This is a genomic window from Psychrobium sp. MM17-31, assembly GCF_022347785.1.
Taxonomy (GTDB): Bacteria; Pseudomonadota; Gammaproteobacteria; order Enterobacterales; family Psychrobiaceae; genus Psychrobium.
In genome coordinates this window covers 189,167-205,538 of record NZ_JAKRGA010000004.1, presented here as the reverse complement: position 1 = coordinate 205,538, position 16,372 = coordinate 189,167, and the positions used below count along the sequence as shown (strand labels likewise).

15 protein-coding genes are annotated in these 16,372 nt (G+C 42.3%); 4 read left to right on the top strand and 11 right to left on the bottom strand.

Features of this window, described 5'->3' with window-relative positions; all coding sequences use genetic code 11:
- The first annotated feature begins 81 nt into the window (after positions 1-81).
- Entirely contained in the window at positions 82-690 is a 609-nt protein-coding gene (locus MHM98_RS13690; RefSeq protein ID WP_239439910.1) for a hypothetical protein, read from the top strand.
- Positions 691-695: 5 nt separating this feature from the next.
- On the opposite strand, the gene MHM98_RS13685 is transcribed toward MHM98_RS13690, so the two are convergent.
- Positions 696-1,097, bottom strand: coding sequence for a helix-turn-helix domain-containing protein (locus MHM98_RS13685; RefSeq protein ID WP_239439909.1), 402 nt, complete (start codon positions 1,095-1,097; stop codon positions 696-698).
- Positions 1,098-1,181: 84 nt separating this feature from the next.
- Between MHM98_RS13685 and MHM98_RS13680 the strand changes: the two genes are divergently transcribed.
- Positions 1,182-1,811, top strand: coding sequence for a cation transporter (locus MHM98_RS13680; RefSeq protein WP_239439908.1), 630 nt, complete (start codon positions 1,182-1,184; stop codon positions 1,809-1,811).
- 157 nt (positions 1,812-1,968) lie between these two features.
- Here MHM98_RS13680 and MHM98_RS13675 read toward each other — a convergent pair whose 3' ends face one another.
- From MHM98_RS13675 to MHM98_RS13630, 10 genes are all read right to left on the bottom strand, one after another.
- The gene (locus tag MHM98_RS13675; RefSeq protein ID WP_239439907.1) at positions 1,969-3,087 is read right to left on the bottom strand and encodes a hypothetical protein; all 1,119 of its coding nucleotides are present in this window, start codon (positions 3,085-3,087) and stop codon (positions 1,969-1,971) included.
- A gap of 1 nt (position 3,088) precedes the next feature.
- Positions 3,089-4,795, bottom strand: coding sequence for an AAA family ATPase (locus MHM98_RS13670; RefSeq protein WP_239439906.1), 1,707 nt, complete (start codon positions 4,793-4,795; stop codon positions 3,089-3,091).
- A gap of 9 nt (positions 4,796-4,804) precedes the next feature.
- Positions 4,805-6,280 carry a restriction endonuclease subunit S gene (locus tag MHM98_RS13665; RefSeq protein ID WP_239439905.1) on the bottom strand — a complete coding sequence of 492 codons (1,476 nt, stop codon included), beginning with the start codon at positions 6,278-6,280 and terminating at the stop codon, positions 4,805-4,807.
- A complete protein-coding gene (locus MHM98_RS13660) occupies positions 6,280-7,893 on the bottom strand; it encodes an N-6 DNA methylase (RefSeq protein WP_239439904.1) in 1,614 nt (537 codons plus the stop codon). The genes MHM98_RS13665 and MHM98_RS13660 overlap by 1 nt, the downstream gene beginning before the upstream one ends.
- 25 nt (positions 7,894-7,918) lie before the next feature.
- Complete coding sequence (locus tag MHM98_RS13655; RefSeq protein ID WP_239439903.1) at positions 7,919-9,040, bottom strand: Fic family protein; 1,122 nt, start codon at positions 9,038-9,040, stop codon at positions 7,919-7,921.
- A gap of 269 nt (positions 9,041-9,309) precedes the next feature.
- Positions 9,310-12,837, bottom strand: coding sequence for a type I restriction-modification system endonuclease (hsdR, locus tag MHM98_RS13650; RefSeq protein ID WP_239439902.1), 3,528 nt, complete (start codon positions 12,835-12,837; stop codon positions 9,310-9,312).
- Between the two features lie 399 nt (positions 12,838-13,236).
- Positions 13,237-13,620 (bottom strand): CBS domain-containing protein, encoded by a 384-nt coding sequence (locus tag MHM98_RS13645; RefSeq protein WP_239439901.1) that lies wholly within the window; start codon positions 13,618-13,620, stop codon positions 13,237-13,239.
- Positions 13,617-13,967 (bottom strand): P-II family nitrogen regulator, encoded by a 351-nt coding sequence (locus tag MHM98_RS13640; protein WP_239439900.1) that lies wholly within the window; start codon positions 13,965-13,967, stop codon positions 13,617-13,619. Before MHM98_RS13640 ends, MHM98_RS13645 begins: the two co-directional genes overlap by 4 nt.
- A gap of 2 nt (positions 13,968-13,969) precedes the next feature.
- Complete coding sequence (locus tag MHM98_RS13635) at positions 13,970-14,776, bottom strand: DUF1538 domain-containing protein (protein WP_239439899.1); 807 nt, start codon at positions 14,774-14,776, stop codon at positions 13,970-13,972.
- Entirely contained in the window at positions 14,773-15,510 is a 738-nt protein-coding gene (locus tag MHM98_RS13630; RefSeq protein ID WP_239439898.1) for a DUF1538 domain-containing protein, read from the bottom strand. Before MHM98_RS13630 ends, MHM98_RS13635 begins: the two co-directional genes overlap by 4 nt.
- Positions 15,511-15,658: 148 nt before the next feature.
- Here MHM98_RS13630 and MHM98_RS13625 point away from each other — a divergent pair, with 148 nt between their 5' ends.
- Positions 15,659-15,937, top strand: a complete 279-nt coding sequence (locus tag MHM98_RS13625; protein WP_239439897.1) for a type II toxin-antitoxin system RelE/ParE family toxin — start codon at positions 15,659-15,661, stop codon at positions 15,935-15,937.
- Entirely contained in the window at positions 15,937-16,230 is a 294-nt protein-coding gene (locus tag MHM98_RS13620) for a HigA family addiction module antitoxin (protein WP_239439896.1), read from the top strand. Before MHM98_RS13625 ends, MHM98_RS13620 begins: the two co-directional genes overlap by 1 nt.
- Positions 16,231-16,372: the final 142 nt, after the last annotated feature.

The following is a 16,372-nucleotide window of genomic DNA, read 5'->3' as shown; positions in this document are numbered from 1 at the left end:
CACCGTCTTATCTACGCGCTTAAACTGGCGTTCAGTTTCAGCAACCTATAGTTCTGTTTCCAAAACACAGGAAGTCTTACTATGAAAAATACGCTCCCCCTTATAAGTGCTCTCTCTTTATTTATCAGTGGCGTGAGCTTTGCCGACCACAGAGATGAATCGACATCAGTTTTTGTTACTCACGAAGTCAATGGCGAAAGTAATATTTCTAGCGCTGGTGCGGCTTTTAACTTTAAGCAACACGACAGCAATTTTGGTGGTGCAATTTCCATGTCGCTTGGACGCGCAGACATTGTTACCACCAAGCTCAATGTCGAAGACTATCTAGCGTGGGAACTCGGCGGCAAAATCGGTTATTTTTCAGATGTATCTCTCTATCTCGAAGCGGGTGTCGATTTAGGGGAGCTTTTTGGCCGCGGTCATTTGGATGAAGATAGTTATCACGACCACGATCATTACTATGATGACGATGACTACTATCACGATCGCTATCATGATCATGACCACGATTTTGGCCACAATCATTATCACCGCAGCGATTCTCTCGATGCCTATGTCGGTATCGGCGGCGGTATTAAATTAGATCGCATATCAATTAATGGCCAAGTTCGTTATAGGCAAATCGACAGCGAAGACTGGGAAGCGCTCGATGATGTTTACAGTGGCGTTACTGTCTCATTCTCGTTCTAAGCTTTTTAATTAAGTGCGTCTAATACGCGACAGTGATATTCATCTTCACAATGACAACTCGCCACTATATTAGATAACTCCTGAGCCAGCGCCTGTAGCTGGCTTATTTTTTGCTCCACATCCACCAAATGCTTGGTCGCGATTGCATGGGCTTCATGCGATGAATGATTACTGCATTCTTGCAAATGAATTAGCTGCTTGATCTCCTCCAAGCTAAAACCTAAGGCGCGTGAGTGGCCAATAAACTTAAGCCGCTGAAGATGTTTCGCGCTATAACGTCGTTGATTACCCAAGCTGCGATTAGCGGCTGGCAGAATAGCGATTTCTTCGTAGTAGCGAATGGTTGGGATCTTTATTGATGTCGCCTTTGCTAGCTGACCAATACTATAGACTTCAGTTTTTTTCATAATTTTTCACCCAAAAGCTTGAACCTCTAGTAACTAGAGGTTTTAAGATAACCTTATTGTCAGTATTTTTCTACGGAGAAAATCATGTCAGCCTGCTGTGGACACAAAAAAGATTTTGATGGAATGAGCGCAGAATATCGCCGCATTTTGTGGTGGGTCATTGCCATCAACGCCATCATGTTTGGCGTGGAAATGATTTCGGGTATCGGTGCAGAATCACAAGCCTTGCAAGCAGATGCGCTAGACTTTCTCGCCGACAGTCTTACCTATGGCCTGAGTTTATGGGTAATTGGCAAGTCCATTACCATTCGCAGCAATGCCGCACTCATTAAAGGTTATAGCTTAGTGATTATGGCGCTAATCGTTTTTGGCGGCACTATCTACCGCTTATTTGTACTCAATGAGCCTCACGCTCTTACTATGGGATCAGTAGCTATCGCCGCACTACTCGCCAACTTACTCAGTGTATGGCTATTGCGCAAACACAAAGATGGCGACGCTAACGTTCGTTCGGTTTGGCTATGTAGCCGCAATGACGCCATAGGAAACGTCGTTATCGTTATCGCAGCATCTGGTGTGTGGTTCACCAACTCCGCCTACATCGATCTGGCAGTAGCAGCATTCTTAGCCGTACTATTTCTCAATTCAGCATGGAAAATTGTTCAGCAGGCGACAACGGAGAAGCGAGACGCGCAGCAAGCTCATCATCACTGATGAGCCGTGGCAAGAGCGCTTTAACGTTTAGAGATAAAACGGGATAGATTTTGATGTATATGGAGCAAATATTATTTTTCAAGGATGAAAAATTTAGCCAACAAGGATGTTTTCACGGCGTATTTGCGTAAAATGCATCGAAATCTAAATTGCAATGCTAATCACCTTGGATTATATATTCGCCACCTTCCTCCCCTTGTTCATTGCTAAATTCAAGTTGCGCCCAAAATGCCGATTTATCAACAGCATTGATAGCAGAAAATACTTTTCGTTCCCAGAATGCCCACTCCTTCCGCTTTAATGTGTTTGCATTTATTTGCCTTGTTTTACTTTGTACACCAACATCAAGCTCTTGTGCATTTGAAGGGTTAATCTCATCTTGGATAATATTAACTATCGAAATGTACTTACCTTCAACTCTATTGCGGATTTCATATACATCGTCCCAAGTGTTCAGTTTATCTAACGTGGCTGCATTACGAGTATTCCATTTTAGTATCGCTTTAGGTTCTGGATCTAATAAATTTTCAATTTCAACAGTCAGAAAGTTATGGGCATCTTCTGTAAATGGGTTTAAAGCTAATCGATCCAGGCCATTAGTGCATTTAAAAAGATCTTTAGCTTTCTTAGCATCTTGATTACATGTTCGGCAAAGTGGTACTAAGTTGTCAGGATGAACAGCATAAAGAGGATACTTAGATTTACAAAGTTGATGGTCATAGTCAGCTCGCCATTGCTCTTCATCATCAACATGAGCCCTAAACGGAGCAAGCTTTTCCATACCACAAGCTCGACAGACCTCCCCGTTAATCAATCTAAAATCATTAAAATGATTGCCAATATTTTTATTGTTTGCTGCTGTAATTACGCCTTGTAAATCTTTTGTAGAACAATACAAGTGACTTGCCAGGTTTTTCAACGCCTTAAAGCTGTTATCTGAAAGAAAGCTCAGCAAAGACCGGTTAGGGGCTGAAAAAAACGTATTTAAGTTCTGATTGTTTTGCATTGTAACGAATAACTGGTGTCGTACTGCTTGAGCTTCTTCTTTTAAAGCTAAGAACAGCTTATGAAATTTATCGCGTGTTAAATCTCCTTTTGCTCCAGCATTGTTAGCTTTCGCATTGTCCCAACATGCTTGACCTACAGCATGTCGAGAGAGTAAAGACCGCTTAAACCGACCTCCAGCTACCGAATGTTGTAGAAAGTATAATAACTCCTCGTTTAACTTTTCAAACACCATAAATTTAGGGCTAGTAGGATCTAGAACAAACAACATATCAACCAAGCTTCCTGAGTAAATAGGCCTTTTCGGGAGAGCTACCCAAATTCTCTCTAATCCATTCAAGCACTTGAGCATCTCCTTGCTTCAATTGCCTTCGAATCTCATCTACTACTGTTTGTGAAATTAATGAACGTAGACCGAAGAACTGCTTAATTAGTACATCAAAAGAGGCGCCATAAGTTTGCTCACGCGACGGTTTCATATGAACTTTAAATTGCTCATCACGCTCAAAGAAATAAACATTTTCCTGCTTTAAGGATGAAACCATAAAAGGTGAATGAGAAGTCATTAGAAGTTTAGTTCTGCTTATGTCTCCCCCTAAACATTGTTTTATGTGTTTGTGGAAGTACGTTCGCCAAGCAGGATTATAGTGAGTTTCGGGTTCATCAAAAAGAAAAAGCGCCTGCCTCTGATTACTTGGATCTTGGCTAAATACCTTTAAACACGCTAGTGTTTGGAGTAATTGTGCCTCGCCATCTGATAAGTCATCATAGTTAGCAAACTCTCCTTCGTCATCAGCCAATTCCATCAACCGGATAGTGAGTGGCAATTTGCTTTTTAATGGCTTCTTAACGGTTCCAAGGAAGTCGTCTCTTCTTAGCGCAGTCCTGTCTACACCGCGCCAGTTTTTGGCTCCAAGTTGTTGTAACTTATATAAACGAGCAAAGAAAATTACAGGGTCGCTGTAGTTCTCTTCTCTGAGGCGTGACAAGGTTTCAACATCATTAAAATCAAATGTAATTTTTCCATGAAGGTAGTCCAGTTCATAAAGATCGAACTGGGTATCTGTTGTTTGCTTACCAATTCCTTCAAAGTTATCTCTGCCCGCAATCCTTATCAATACTCTAATATCGCGAATAGACTCCTCTTCCCCAAGGTCTCCCCTTAAATCGTATTCAATAACCAAGCGAGAAGGATGTTTGAATCTCAGTTGATCAAACACTTCTTGTCGGAAAGCGCGATCTAACATAGCTAATGAAGCAACAACTAATCCTGCACTGTCATAATCTAAATATACGAGCTGACTAAGATTAACAGGCCTTTCCCGAAGCGACATAAGACCATCTTGTTCAAGAGCCTCACCTGTTGGAGCATCAAATATGTGCGGATATCGGGTTAAATATTTTTCATTCACCTCAACCATTTGAGTATCATTCAGCTCACCAGACAGTTCTTTTCGCCATTTCAGCTTCGTATTCATGACATCAAAATATTGAACTGCATTTTTTAAAAATGCTCTCTGCAAATTCTCATTCAGACCTGACGAATAACCAACTATATAATCAGGAAGAGTCAGTTCTCCAATACCTATATTTTGCCAAGTCTCATTTGTATCAATATAACATTTTACGTCACCATCAGTTTTGATGTTAACTTTAAACTTTGGATTATGGATTCCTCCAGCAACTGCCATACGACTACCAGCGACCATGTTTGCTGAGCCAGTACTGTGATTAGTCGGAAGGCTCAATTGATATACTATAGCCACATCAAAACCTAATGGTTTTCGAATTCTAAACTCGCGACGTTGACAGCGCTCTATAAATGCAAATGATTCGGCGACAAGCTCCAAAAGTTGCGACTTACCACACCCATTTAACCCTATAAATGCGAGCAAAAAACTATTGGATTCAGAGAAGTCGAAAACGCTGTCGTGCAATCCCTTATAACTTCCTGTCAGCTCCACGCTAATTAACTTCATACAACTTCCTTATTTCGCTTTTCTCTTCTTTGTAGGCTTGAGCTTTTCCCGCTCGGCTTTGATCTTTTCTAGCAAGGCTTCTGCTGAGTTTTCATCGCTGATGAGTTCAGGGGTTTGCTCGCGCCATTTGGCGGTGAGCTCACCACGAAACGCTTTAGCGAGGATCGATTGGGTGAGTTTATTTACGCGCTCTTGAGCTGCGTTGACTTCAGCTTCAACTTTGTCGGCGTAGGCGAAGAGCTTTTCTACACGGTGGACGATTTCAGCTTGCTCATCAATGGATGGAAGTAAAATCTTATACTTTCTAACACTTTCAACATTCAAGTTTTGAATCCCAGAGCCCATTATCCCTCCTCGAGATTGCAGAACACCATCTAATGAATTCAGAAAGATTGTCAGATACTCACTATCTAGTACTTTTTGAATAGGTTTGATAAGTGTCAAACTAACATAAATAGCGAAATCAAAGTCCCATGGTACGACGCATGCTTCTCCAAAGTTTGCGCCGACTCGAGAGTATAAAATATCACCTTTTTTTGGGGCTCCACCTACAGTAAACGTTCGAAAATCGTCTTCAGAAACATACTTAATCTTATTTAGATTAGGTGCAAAAGGTTTGCTATTTTGAGCTGATAGAAAAGGGATTCCTTCTTCTACATAGTTAGGCTTCTTCGCAACCCCACATGTGATTAACGATGTAACTTCAATCAAGTTTGCCTGGATCCACCCATTAGGAACTAAATCTGATTTGTCATAAAACCAATCACTATTTTTAACCTTATTAATACGTTTAATATCAACTTTCGTTCTACTTGTGTTTAACTCATTAAGTAGTTCGATAAATTGACTTTTACATAAGATTTTCTCAGCGTTATCTTTTCGCCACTCTTCGGTCAATTTACCGCTTACGGCGGCGGCGAGGACTGATTGGCGGAAGCGTTTTAGGGTGTCGGGGACGGCGTCGAGGCGCGCTTTTATGCTGTCGACTTTCGCTAATAACTTATCCAGTTTGTCCGCAATCACCTTCTGCTCAGCGAGAGGGGGGAGAACACTATCCAGATTTGAAAACCGAGATTTATTAATAATTGGCATCGTTGTACTGGATGAGCCCAGTACAACCTGTCTATTCATCTGAGGTGAAAGCATCCAATAAAATAATAACTTCGGCTCAACTCCATTCAATGGAGAAAGAGTGTTGATCTGCTGGTTACAAGTTGCAGGAACATCCACAAACCCTGTCTTACCTATTGTTGCCCCAATACAGGTTACATACGTACTATTCTCTGGTATTTGTCTTGCAACTTCTCTGCCCGATTCTGTTAAGTAATCTTCCGTTTTATTTACCGGATAAATGCTTCCAAGATCACCTGGTTTGAATAAAGGATACTCTCCACCATAAAACTCTGGATTTTTCTTACTTGGTGTCGATCCAGTTTGAATTTCTGCTATATCAGCAAGCTTAACGACTGTCCATTGCTCAACCATTAAGCTTCTCCCAATTCATCAAGCAACTCATCCAACTCCACCAGCGCACTGGTCAATCCATCTTTGGCTTCTTGTGCTAATACTTCCGGAACAGGTAGGTCGGCAGCATCAACACTGTCTTTGTCTTTTAACCAACTAATATCGAGTGAATCACCTTTGGTATCGGCTATCCATTCACGTGTAAAACAGCGCCAGCGTGAATGGGCTAACTTTTGCTGCGCTTCCTCGCTTCCATCAACTCCTTTATTTTCTTCTGCGCTTTTGTCTACTGCGATTTCCTCTGCACCAAAACTGTATTCACCTTCAGTGCGCGGTGATGTGCCGTTAGCATCTTCGCCGTAAACTGCTTCAAACGGCTTAAGGTGGCTTTCGCCAAACGGGGTGCGTTTGCCAAATGAAGGCATATTGGTTCTTAAGTCATAGACCCAAACATTTTTGGTACAGCTTTCTTTTTGGCTTTTATCGTCAGCAGCACCTTTGGTAAAGAAAAGCACATTAGTTTTTACACCTTGTGCGTAGAAAATGCCTGTTGGTAAACGCAAAATAGTATGCAGGTTACATTTATCCATTAAATCACGACGGATATCGGTACCCACGCCAGCTTCAAACAACACATTATCCGGTAATACAACGGCGGCACGGCCACCCGGTTTTAAGTTACGGTAAATATGCTGTAAAAACGCTAGTTGTTTGTTACTAGTGCGGTAGGTTAAATCGTCACGGGTAATGGAGGCCTCACCACCTTTTGACGTACCAAAGGGTGGGTTTGCTAAGATTACATCAGCTTTAGCTAAGCTTGAACCCACTTGACCTAAAGCATTACCTAAATGCACCGCGCCTTCGTCGTCGCCTTCAATATTGTGCAGTAAGCAGTTCATAAGCGCTAAACGGCGGGTGTTGGGTACTAGCTCTACCCCCATATAAGCTTTAGTTTTTTGAAATTGCTGCTGTTGCTCGTTTAAGTCAAACAAATCATCGGTTTGTTCTTTAATGAAGTTATCAGCGGCAATCAAGAAACCTGCGGTACCCGCGGCTGGATCTTGAATTACCTCACCTGCTTGCGGCTTAATACAACGCACCATAGAGTCAATAAGTGCGCGTGGTGTGAAGTATTGCCCTGCGCCCGACTTCGTCTCGTTCGCGTTTTTCTCTAGTAGTCCTTCGTATAAGTCACCTAGGCCGTCTTTTGCTGCGCTGAACCAGTCGATTTTATCAATGGCTTCAATAAGCTGTTTTAAATGACGTGGTTCACGTAAACGTGTTTGTGCATCGGCATAAATAGCTTGTATAAGCGGATCTTCATGAATAGTCACTTCCATGGTTTGACCTGGATTTTCAGGATCAGCTTCGGTGCGTTTACCGGTTGATAACGCCAACAAAATTGCTTTATAGTCGTTAAGTAGTACCAGTCCGTCTTTACCGTTTAAATCTTGCCAACGGCAACCTTCTGGCAATGGGTGACGGTTTAAAATGCCGGCTTCGTTATTCTCGTGCACCATTTTAATAAACAGCAGCAATACCAGCTCGGTTACATAGTCTGAATAGTTAATACCGTCGTCACGTAATACGTCACACAGGTTCCATAGTTTTTGTACGATGTCGTTATGGGTCATGTTGAGTCCTTTATGTGCCTTACTTTTATACTTGGCTTTCTGAGAAGTAAGGAGAGAAATTATGATTGTCTGTTGTCATGAGCGTAATAAGCTTAGGGTGAACAAATAGCTTTTCTTTACCTGCTGTGACTTCTGTTAGTACACCAATATCACAGAGTTGCTTTAAGTAAACAGAAGCTGTTTGTCGTTTTGCTATGTCGCTTTCCACTAAGTTGTTAATGCGGCAGTAAGGCTGCTCAAAAATCACTTGTACTAACTCATGGCTGTAAATTTTGGGTAGCTGTTCTTTTACAAATACGGTTGTGTGTTCAATAAGTTCTCGCACTGCAGCTATTTTATTGGTTGTCCATTTGGCGGTTTGTTCAACTGCATTAAGCATATAGATAATCCATGGCTGCCAATCGCCATCACGAGTTACCGACAAGAGCAGTCGATAATAATCTTGCTTATTTTGTACGATGTAACGACTGAGGTACAAAATAGGCAGTGTTAATAAATCCCGCTCTATCAGATATAAAATGTTAAGTACCCTGCCAGTACGGCCATTACCGTCAATAAATGGATGAATTGCTTCAAACTGATAGTGGGATACTGCCATTTTAATGAGTGGATCAATATCGTCTTCTGCGTGAAGGAATTGCTCCCAGTTTGATAGTAGATCTCGCAACACTTGCTCACCTACTGGTGGCGTATAGATGATTTCACCCGTTGCCTGATTACTTAGCACAGTGCCTGGCACTTTGCGTATTTCCATCTCAACCGATTTGATGGTGCTACACACTTCTACTGCGGTATTGGTGTTTAGTGGCCTTTTTGAAAGCTGTATAAAGCCTTCATACAAAGCGGTACGATATCGTAGTGCTTCTTTGGTGGCATTATCGGCACTGCTGTCTTCTTGCGCATACTGAAATAGTTTATCGGTTGTGGTGACGATGTTTTCTATTTCAGAACTGTCTTTTGCTTCAAGTAATGGAATGAGGTTGATCAGAAGGCCTTGGTTTGGCAGTAGCTCCCCTGCTTGCTTTAGTTCTGCTAACGCAGCTCTAGCTGGTATACATGCCTTAAGTATTTCAATACTTTCCAAGGTATCACCTAACGGCGGTAATGGTGGCATGGTATTAAACGGCTGTTCAGCTTGCCATGTCATGTTTAAAAAACCTTAAAATATCAACATAACGATTAGCTTATGTCGATTGCATCAACATGTAAACACTTTATGTCGAAAAAAGCTCGATATTTCGACATGTAATGAACTTATGTCGATACTATCGACATATAAAGGAGTTGTGTCGATATAATCAAAATTTTTCGACACGTAATTAAGTTATGTATAGAAAAAGCCAAAAAGATACATATGCCTAAATATGTGCAGTTGCCATAACCGCCTTGCTAGCCTTATGCCTGCTCAAGGCAGTTTTACGCCTGCTCAGGCCATAATGCGTCGTTTATTTCATTTAATACATCGTCTAGTTGGTCATTCAAAACCCTATTAAGCGTTTTAATACCACCATGTGTTGCGAAGCGCTGATTAATAAAGCTCTTATCAACAACCACTTCATGTGTAAGCTGTTTCGCGAGTCGGTCAAGCCATTTACGTTGTGCAGGTGCCCAGTTGTGCAGTTGATACATTTTCTGCATAGCCAGTTGCACACGCTCAGAAAATGGCATTAACGCTTCACCAATGGCTGCTTGGCGAATATACCCCACGATAGAAGCTGCAATGTCTTGATTGGTTTTATTCTTCCACGCTGTTTCTAATGTTTTTTCGCCAAAGCCTGCGGCATCGAGCATTAGTCGTACTTCTTTCAGTTGTTCGCGTGTTAAGTCTTTTGGTTTGTTAACCACTGTGGAAAGCGCTACTGACTCATTAATTTGGTGTTTAATGAAGCTTTCAAAGCTACCGAGATAATCTTCTGGACGCTTATATTTGCCATAACTTTGCTCACGGACCTCTAGTTGATCCTCATGTGTTGAGATAAGAGGGTAACGCTCTGAACCTAGTAATTGATTGACCGCAGTAAGCTGAGGTAATAAACCACCGCTATCTTTAATAAACTTTACTGCTTGCTTAGGACCGAGTTCACGCAGGTGCTGTGGAAGTTTATCTGTTTCGGTTCCCCAGAGCTGAGTGAGCTCTTCAAGCTTCTCTTTGATGTCTTGTCGAGACTCCGCTTTTTTCTTTGCCTTACGCAATATACGCATGACCTTTTGGCTGAGCTGATCAAGTAAGTCATCTGCATGAGATGTATCTGCTGCCTCACCTTTATTCTCTCCGGGAGTGGCGAGCGCTTTTTCTAAACGCTTTTCATCGGTGAGCTCATCCACTAGCTGTTCTATGGTGATGTTCGGGTTTTTCACTAAAGGCTTCATGGTAGAAACATCTTCAAGTGCAGCGTATATATCAACTGGATCGTAAATACGGAAAACCGTTTTACCAATGTCATCACAACGGCGCGTTGCGCGCCCTATCATTTGCTCATATAAAATGCGCGAACGCACTCGACGCATAAACACCAAATTACAAATTTTTGGTACATCGATACCTGTTGTTAGTAAATCTACGGTAATAGCAATGTTCGGATAGTCTTCGTTTTTAAAACGGCTAATGGCCTTTTCAACTTTGTCGGTTTGACCTGTAATTTTTAATACTGCAGCTTGATTGTAATCGCCGTTATAAATCTCTTTGAAGGATTCGTCGAGTAAGCGTTTAACCATGTCAGCGTGCATATCGGTTGCGCAAAAAATCATGGTTTTCTCTTCACCAAATGGGTCAAGTTCTTTAACCAACTCTTCGCAGATCACACGATTAAAGTTTTCGTTAATCACGCGCTTATTAAATGCTTCTACCGCAAAGTTAACTTCATCTTCCAGTTCGGCCGACTCTACTTCACCTGTTCCTGTGTTGATGGCACTGACTTTTTCACCCTTCTCAAATTTAATACCCGCTTTTGATAGCTTAGTTTGGTATCGAATAGGCGGTTCATGGTCAATTAACCAGTCTTCAGCAACGGCTTCACGATATGAGTAGGTGTATACGGGTTTGCCAAATATTTCAGTTGTATGTTTCGCTGGCGTAGCTGTTAAACCAATACGCACCGCATCGAAATAGTCGAGCACACGACGATAGCTGGACAGGTACTGTGAAGCATCTCTTGTTTCAAGTTCACCTTCAGTCATTTCTTGATCAAGCGTATAACCCCGGTGCGCTTCATCAACAATAATACAATCGAATTCATCAACAGGAATTGGCGAGTCTGACATAAACAAGCGTTTAACCATTGCCTGAACGGTTGCCACTTGTATGCGTGTTTCTGCTTCAGCCGCCATATCGCCAAGTTCAGCAATGTTATAAATTTTAGAAAGCGGTTTACTTTCTTCGAGTGGCGCTTCATTGAAACTATCTAGTGCTTGAGTCCCAAGAGACGTTCTGTCGACTAAAAACAATATCCGTTTAAACCGCTCTGCTTTTAAAAATCGATACATCAAGCCAATAATCGTTCGGGTTTTACCTGTGCCTGTTGCCATGGCTAACAAACATTGCTGGGCATCTTGCGCTAACGCTGTTTCAACGCCTTTAATTGCCTTTTCTTGATAGTCGCGCAGCTTAAGGTAGCCGAAACCTTCGTTCTTTAGTGTTTGCTCTGCAGCTTGTTTACTACGCGTTAATTTATCTTCAAGGCCTGTTGGGCTGTGAAAATTAGCTAGCGACCTTGCAATATTGCTGTGGTCACGCACATCGCGGAACCAAATCCCTGATTGTTCAGCTAGCTGTTTTACAAACGGACGTCCGTTCGATGAGTATACAAATGGCACATGATAGTGGCCTTGTTCTCCCTCTGGCCATGCAATGGTTCTGCCTTCAAGCTCCCAAGCTGGTATTAAAGGAGGCGTATCTTTAAATCCTTTGGAATAGCGTTCAGCTTGACCTATTTTACCGGCGACATTGGTGTTTTCTTTTTTCGCTTCTACCACTGCTATCGGTGTTAACCCTTTAAACAGAACATAATCGGCATAGCCTTTTTTACCTTCATACTCCGTTGGCCATTCGGCAATCGCCATGTTTTTGCCTTTTTCAGGCATGGTTTTGTTCTTTTTAAAGTTTAAGTTTTCAGTATCTGTCTCCCAACCAGCTTCAATTAAGTGCTGATCGATAACAATACGAGTAACCTCTTCATTGAGGTACAGCACCTTAGTGGCTTCTCTAAGCTGCTTGGCATAAATCTTTTGCTTTTGTCTGGTTGCTTGTTTTTCTTCGTCGCTTTGCTGCTGCTCTTGCTTTTGCGTCGTTGCTAATTTTTCGTTGAATTCAGCACGCTGCTTTTCTAACTCTTTATCTTGTGACTCGAACAATGATTTATATTGGCGAGCCTCTTTGTCCATTTGCTCAGCTAATACGGCGTACTCTTCTTTTTCTTGCTGTAAGAGCTGAGTAAGCTGCTGATTTGACTTAAGCTGTTGGTGAGTATTTGTCAGTTCAGACTGAAGCTGTAAAATTTGTTTTTGCAGTGCTCTATGGTGTTCACTTGGGTCTTCTGGTGGCACAAATGGACCAGGCTTAAAATTGGCTGGGCATTTATCTGACGACTTATGAAACCAAATTGCCAGTTGGCGAGCAACACGCAACCCGTCCATGGCTTCTTTATGTTTTGTCTTAAACCGATGAGTTGCTTTATTGCCTTCAATACGAAGGTGGTGAAAGACATCTTTAATAAGCGGATCTAAATTTAAGTCACGATGAATTCTAAAGAGTAAATCTTTTTGGCTAGTCTGTTCATCAAAAAAAATCCCTGCGCCAGTCGCAATTTCCTGTGCAATGGCTTCGCCAAATTGTCGCAATTTTATCAATGTAGTATTTGGGTCTGTCGCAAAAACGGTTTCTGCGTTATGCGCTAATTGATAAAAAATAGGGTCATGACTTTCTAAAAAACTGAAATTACTCGCCACTGATATCGTTCCTTCGAGCCGTTATTTTTTGTCTTATTGTTACTTAGAATAACGGAATTTGTTCAACTTTCACAGAGGGTTAGTCATAGTCTTGGCAAGACGATATAACCGTTTATCTGCAATACCTTGCAGAAACTCTTATCCCTATGAAATTGGCGGCTATTGCAGGATGATCGTTTTCCTGCGAGGAATAATATGCAGAGTTAAAGCAGTTCACCACATAGTTTTACTATGGCATCAAATACCAGTTCGGTGGCTGCACTTTGGGCTGAAAAGAATTTAGCTCAAATCTAACCTGACAGACACCGTTATTAAAACGGGTAACTGTCAGATCAAGTCTGAGCTACTACAGCTCATGCAATAATTGATGAGCCGTCAAATTAGTATTTATCACTAATCCTACAATACTAGCTCGCGATACCCCACGAGCCCTAATACTTCTTCGTTTTCAATCACAGGCGCATACGCTAATCCAAAGCGCTCGAATAGGCGGGCGCAATAACGCACATCCATATGTGGTGGCAAAGAGATTAATGGCTTAGCCATGATTTCATAGATATTCACTCGCTCTGGCGCGCGATCTTTTGCCATCACTTTTTTTGCAATATCAGACAACACTACAATACCGTAAGCATCGTGCTCACTGCGCTTATCGACAATAATCACGTCAGTGTTATTTGCGCGCATGGCATCAATCGCTTCTTGTACCGTGCACATACCGTCGAGTTTCACGAAGTTATTCGACATCACATCTTGAGATTTAATTAATGGTCCAGTGCTCACAGTTCGTTCTCCACAGTTGATTTAAGTTGATTGATTTGGTGATTAACACCAACGGCATCTTCGACATCAATTTGAATAGCCATGCCAGAGCCTGGCTTGCTATCAAACTTACCGACCACATTAATGGTTTCTAAAATATGACGACTCAAGTGCTCTTCAACGATGAACAGTAATACATCGCGCTGAGTATCGAGGGTCAAACCAAAAAAGGTCTTCGATTGCTTTAGTCCTTCGCCGCGGGCATTGTTAATGATGGTAGCGCCTGTAGCACCAGCGTCTCGGGCAGCGTCCATCACTTTATCGGTGCGAGAGTCTTCGCAAAAAACAACGATTAATTTAAAATGCATAATCAGTTTCCATCCTCTTCACTTTGTTTTCTGGATGTTAGTATTTCAGTAATTTTGGCATAAGCCATTACCGACATGATTGGGAATAAACTAGCAAAGGCAATTAAGCCAAAGCCATCAATTAATGGGTTTCTACCGGGTACTGTTTCGGCAAGACCAAGTCCAAGTGCCGCAACTAAAGGCACTGTCACGGTAGAGGTCGTTACGCCGCCGGAGTCATAGGCCAATGGAATAATTAATTTCGGGCTCATCACGGTTTGAATCACCACCACAACGTAACCAAACATAATGTAGTAATGGATAGGATCGCCAACCACGATGCGGTAACAGCCCAGCGAAATGCCTACCGCCACGCCAAGTGCCACCGATAAACGCAGCCCCCAAATACCGATAGAGCCACCGGATACTTCGTTGGCTTTAATGGCCACAGCAATAAGCGATGGTTCGGCAATAGTCGTGGCAAAGCCAATGAGAAAGGCGAAAATATACACCCAATAATAATCCGTCCAATGAAGTACCACATCAGCAGCTTCGGCGGCAGATTGCGCGCCCGAAATAAACATTGGATTGGTTAACTGCTCCGCCATCAGGCGGCCGAGTGGGAATAGCGCCCATTCAAGACCAATTAAAAATAGCGACAAGCCAATAAGTACCCAAATAAAGCCGGTAATAACCTTCATAAAATTCGGTAACGGCTTGCGGATCACCGCAAATTGGAAACCAAATAAGATGGCGGCAATAGGCAATACATCACGGAAAGTCGCTACCGTGGTATCAAAGATTTGCGTTAAAACATCACTTAATATCATAAGACAATCATCCCGTAGCCCATGACGAAAATCATTGGTGTTAGCGAAGCCAAAGCTATCAGGCCAAAGCCATCGATCATTGGATTACGGCCTTTAATTGACGATGCCAAGCCGACCCCCAGCGCGGTCACAAGCGGTACAGTGATAGTCGAGGTAGTTACACCACCAGAATCATACGCAATACCAATAATGGCTTCCGGTGCAAAGGCCGTCATAATCACCACTAAGATATAGCCGCCGATAATAAACCACTGCACAGGCCAGCCTTTTAAAATTCGTAACACGCCGAGCAAAATAGCTAAACCAACACTAAGCGCCACACTCATCCGCAGACCATCGGCATAGCTACTCATCGCCTCGGGTGTTGACTGAATCATCTGTCCATCGGCAGCGACTTTTGCCGCTTCGGCAGCAACAGCGATTAATGCGGGCTCAGCGACCGTGGTGCCAAAACCCAATGCGAAGGAAAAAATTAGCAACCAAGGCACGCTGCCCTTGCGGGCAAAGGCATGCGCCATCGATTCGCCAATGGGAAAGAGCCCTTGTTCAAGGCCGTGAATAAAGAAAGTTAAACCGAGGAGTACAAAAAGCACGCCCACGATTAACTGACCAACATTTGGCAGCGGTTGCTGTAAGACAACGAGCTGAAAGAACAACACCACAGCGATGATGGGTGCTAAATCCCTGATGCTACCGACAAGAAACTTGAGAAGTTTGATTAAGGTGTCACGCAATGTTCATTTACCTCCGTTTAATAATGGTGATCTTAATCAAACTTTTGCAGCCAAGGTTTGATCTAAAGCAACTAGTAACGGGGTAGTAAAATAAAAATTTATTGGTTGTTGATTAGACAGCTGTTGCGCAACACGCTACACTCATCAAATGATAAAATCATTTAAGCATAAAGGTCTAAAAAAATTCTTTGAGACGGGAAACAAGGCAGGTATTCAAGCCAAACACGAACGCCGTCTAAGAATGCAATTAGCCGCTATCGATACCGCTTCAATTATCGATGATATTGATTTGCCAGGGTTTAAACTTCATCCATTAAAAGGCAATCGAAGTGGAATCTGGTCAGTTACCGTGAACGGCAATTGGCGCGTCACTTTTGAGTTTATCGATGGCAATGCATACATTTTAAATTATGAGGATTATCACTAATGACTATGCATAATCCACCGCATCCGGGTGAGTTTATTACCGATGTTTATATGGAGCCCTTTGGTTACAGCTGCCGCTTCGTCGCTAAGAAGCTCGATGTTTCAGCATCGACATTAAATAGAATTTTAAAAGGTCAAAGCTCTATTTCCCCTGAGATGGCACTACGACTTTCAAAAACACTGGGGCGTACGCCAGAGAGTTGGTTGCAAATGCAAGATAATTACAATCTATGGCAAGCCAAACAAAGCGTTAACCTTACAAATGTACATAGCATCGACTTTGCTATCGCGTAATATGTACCCGTAATCAATGAAGGTGCTTGTTTTATTGTGGCCAAAAATGACATCTTCTGCGTTGCGTTCAATCCCAATAGCCAGCTATTGCTCAATCACGCGCCTTGAAGCTTACATTTTATTCTCACAATAAATTCAAGCT